The organism is Natronospira sp., from assembly GCF_007134575.1.
In the GTDB taxonomy this organism is placed as follows: domain Bacteria; phylum Pseudomonadota; class Gammaproteobacteria; order Natronospirales; family Natronospiraceae; genus Natronospira; species Natronospira elongata.
This window is the reverse complement of the sequence record NZ_SLKM01000102.1, coordinates 1-3489: the sequence shown is the minus strand read 5'-3', so window position 1 is coordinate 3489 and position 3489 is coordinate 1. Positions and strand designations below refer to the sequence as shown.

The window sequence follows — 3489 nt, the reverse complement described above, 5'->3', positions numbered from 1 at the left end:
TCTTGGTCTGGCTGGCCATCTGGCTGCTCGCCGGCTTTTCCGAGATTCTGGCCTTTTTCCTGGCCGTGATCGTTCTGCTGTATTGCCTGGGGCCGGGGGAAATCCTCGGTCAACTCGCCCGATACCTGCAGGCCCATGATCCGGAACAGGCAGAAGACCACGATGCCGGGGTCATTGCCGCAGAGATCATGGAATCCGAGAGCGGCCTGTCGGCAGAGGATGATGTCCATCGAGCGGTGACCGAGGCGGCTCTGGTCCGGGCCAACGACCGGCTGTTCGCGGTGATATTCTGGTTTGCCATTCTCGGCCCGGCGGGCGCGGTCTTCTATCGCGTGGCTGACCTGCTGCGACGCAGCGAGGCCAGGGACAGCGAAAATGCCCGCACCGAACTCGCTCAGTACGCGATCATGCTGGAAGGAATCCTGGCCTGGCTGCCGGCGCGTCTGCTATCCCTGAGTTATGCCCTGACCGGCTCCTTCGAGGAAGCCATTGCCGACTGGAAGGCCTATTATGAGGAGTGCACCGAGCCCTTTTTCGAGACCAGCGAGGGCGTCCTTTCCTGCACCGGCTGCGGCGCCCTGCGAATCTCCGCGGGCACCCAGGATTCTGGGCTGGCTGTGGTCCGTAGCGCCCGGAGCCTGCTGCAAAGAACACTGGTACTGTGGCTGGCGGTGCTGGCCGTCCTGACCCTGGTAGGCCTTGCCTAGTCACTAGTGGTGGTCGATGAATGGGCCGTGCCGGCTGATGGCGTATTCTGGTTATTGAGCAGATTGCCTTCGATTCGGCCGTAAATCGCAGATAAATCCGCTCCCACAGGGGCTTCGGCATACGCTAATGGCACCGTGGGAGCGAATTTATTCGCGATCAAAAGCCTCCGGACGGCACCAAGACATAAGAGTGAACGCAGTCATGACGCAATCACCAGCCCATTGGCGATTAAGCCGTCAGTCCTGCTGAGCACCCTGGCTATAGCCCTTCTGCCAGATGACTTCCTCGCCCTGCTCGTGGCGGGCGAGGACTCGCGCGGCAACGAACAGCCAGTCGGAGAGGCGATTGAGGTAACGGGCCACTTCCGGATTGATGTCTTCTTCGCCCTTGAGGGTCCACACAGCCCGTTCGGCTCGCCGACAGACCGTGCGAGCCAGATGGCAGGCCGCCGTGGCGCGACCGCCGCCGGGCAGGATGAAATCCTCCAGTGCCGGCAGATCGGCGTTCAGGGCGTCCAGGCTTTGTTCCAGCCTTTCGGTGTAGCCCGGGGTGATCGCCGTCCAGCCAGGGACGCATAATTCACCGCCCAGGTCGAACAGATCGTGCTGAATGCGAATCAAGGGCTCACGCAAGCTGTCCGGCAGATCCTCGGCCAGCACCATGCCAATGATGGAGTTGAGTTCATCCGTGGTCCCATAAGCCGCCACCCGTGGATGGTCCTTGGGCACTCGACTGCCATCGCCCAGGCCGGTGGTACCGTGGTCGCCGGTTCGCGTATAGATCTTGCTCAGCCGCTTGCCCATCTTTGACCCTCTGCTGTCCGGGGAAGTGGTCCGCAATGGTCATTGGCGGCGGTGTCACTGTCAAGGACTGCGTCGGGGGTTGGCGGGCGTTTGTTGACGCCCATATTTGCTATTCTGTGCCCTTTGTATCTGCCGGAGCATGATTTTGAGCAGCGACTACAGCGCCTATTTGGAGACGGCCCGCCAGGCTGCCGACGCGGCCGAACGTTGTCTGCGCGAGGCAATGCGCGACGGTGCCCAGGAGGTTCATTTCAAGGAGGATGCCACACCGGTAACGGAGGTGGATTTTGCCGCCGAAACCGCCATTCTCAAGGTGCTGCGTGAAGCCTTCCCGGGTCACCAGGTCTGGAGCGAGGAATCCGGCGGTGGCGACCGGGATGCCGAGTGGCTGTGGTTGGTGGACCCCCTGGATGGCACCCGCAGCTTCATTCGGGGAACCCCTTTCTTCTCCACCCAGATTGCCCTCATGCATCGGGGACGCGTCGTGGTCGGTGTCTCCTCGGCCCCCGCGATGGGCGAGACGGCCTGGGCCAGTCTCGGTGGCGGTGCCTGGCTCAATGATCGCCCCATCAAGGTCAGTCATGTCAGTGGCTTGCGGGATGCGCACCTGTCCACCGGCAATTTGCGCAGCCTCGCCCGGGACCCGGCCGCCTGGTCACGCCTGGGTGATCTGAGCGGGCGGGTGGAGCGCACACGGGGTTATGGTGATTTCAGCCATTATCATTATCTGGCCCGGGGCGCGCTTGACCTGGTGATCGAGTCCGACGTCAACATTCTTGATGTGGCCGCCTTGTCCCTGTTGGTGGAGGAGGCCGGTGGCCGGGTGTCCGGTCTGGATGGTCGCCCTCTGGGTCTGGACAGTTCTCATATCCTCGCCAGCAATGGCCGGCTCCATGACAGTGTTCTCCGCCAACTCCAATGGAACAGGAAAACAGCATGATGCAATTGCCCATTTTTCAGGTGGATGCCTTCTCCGATCGGGTATTCGCCGGTAATCCTGCCGCGGTTGTGCCGTTGGCTGGATGGCTGGATGACGACATCCTCCAGGCCATTGCCGCGGAGAATAATCTGTCCGAAACCGCCTTTCTGGTGGGGGAAGGGGAGCACTGGCAGATCCGCTGGTTTACCCCGGGTACCGAGGTGGACCTCTGCGGTCACGCCACCCTGGCCTCGGCCTGGGTGATCTTCAATGAGCTCAGCAGCGGCCTTCAGTCACTGCGCTTCGACTCGGCGTCCGGTCCCCTGACCGTGAGCCGGGATGGGAGCGGGCTGATCTACCTGGATTTCCCGGCCCGGCCACCGGCGGTGGGTAGTGGCGAATTGCGCGCCGCACTGACCAAGGCCCTGGGTGAGGCGCCGGAAGTGGTCTTGCGTGCGGATGATGTTCTGGCCGTTTATCGTCAGCCTCGCAGTGTCGTCGAAATGCGCCCGGATATGGCCCGGCTGGCGGCCATAGAAGCGCGCGGCGTGATCGTGACCGCCCCGGGCACGGGTGATTACAACTTTATCTCTCGTTTCTTTGGGCCGCGGGTGGGTGTGCCGGAAGATCCGGTTACCGGTTCGGCCCATTGCACTCTGGTTCCTTATTGGGCGAAGCGACTGGAGGTCACGCGGCTGCGAGCCCGCCAGGTATCCCGCCGCGGCGGTGAGCTGCACTGTCGCCTCCTGGGGGACCGCGTCGAGATTGCCGGCCAGGCGGTACCCTATCTCCAGGGCGTCATTCGGGTCCCGGCCTAGCCGCCGGGTTTTTGCTCGGCAACCTCCGCCCGCAGGCTGAGCATCGGCCATCCCCGCTCACGGGCAATACCGGCCAGGGCCGGATCGGGGTTGACCGCCACCGGATGCCCCACGGCTTCCAGCAAGGGCAGGTCATTGCGCGAGTCAGAGTAAAAATGGGCTGACTCCAGTACCCCGATATTGCCGCCCAGCCATTGCTGCAGGCGGATCAGCTTGCCCTCCCGGAAACAGGGGGTGCCGG

The 3489-nt window shown here is 63.0% G+C and carries 5 protein-coding genes; 3 read left to right on the top strand and 2 right to left on the bottom strand.

Annotated elements, in window-relative coordinates:
- The coding region (gene ampE / locus ACJWXQ_RS04085; protein ID WP_406672213.1) for a regulatory signaling modulator protein AmpE at nt 1–707 on the top strand (707 nt) is incomplete at its 5' end.
- Between the two features lie 237 nt (nt 708–944).
- On the opposite strand, the gene ACJWXQ_RS04080 is transcribed toward ampE, so the two are convergent.
- The gene (locus tag ACJWXQ_RS04080) at nt 945–1511 is read right to left on the bottom strand and encodes a cob(I)yrinic acid a,c-diamide adenosyltransferase (RefSeq protein WP_346050869.1); all 567 of its coding nucleotides are present in this window, start codon (nt 1509–1511) and stop codon (nt 945–947) included.
- Between the two features lie 139 nt (nt 1512–1650).
- Between ACJWXQ_RS04080 and ACJWXQ_RS04075 the strand changes: the two genes are divergently transcribed.
- Nucleotides 1651–2451 (top strand): inositol monophosphatase family protein, encoded by an 801-nt coding sequence (locus ACJWXQ_RS04075; RefSeq protein ID WP_406672212.1) that lies wholly within the window; start codon nt 1651–1653, stop codon nt 2449–2451.
- Nucleotides 2448–3248 (top strand): PhzF family phenazine biosynthesis protein, encoded by an 801-nt coding sequence (locus ACJWXQ_RS04070; protein ID WP_346050868.1) that lies wholly within the window; start codon nt 2448–2450, stop codon nt 3246–3248. Before ACJWXQ_RS04075 ends, ACJWXQ_RS04070 begins: the two co-directional genes overlap by 4 nt.
- Here the strand turns inward: ACJWXQ_RS04070 and ACJWXQ_RS04065 are convergent.
- Nucleotides 3245–3489: HAD family hydrolase (locus ACJWXQ_RS04065; RefSeq protein WP_406672211.1), on the bottom strand; the 245-nt coding region annotated here is incomplete at its 5' end. The genes ACJWXQ_RS04070 and ACJWXQ_RS04065 overlap by 4 nt on opposite strands.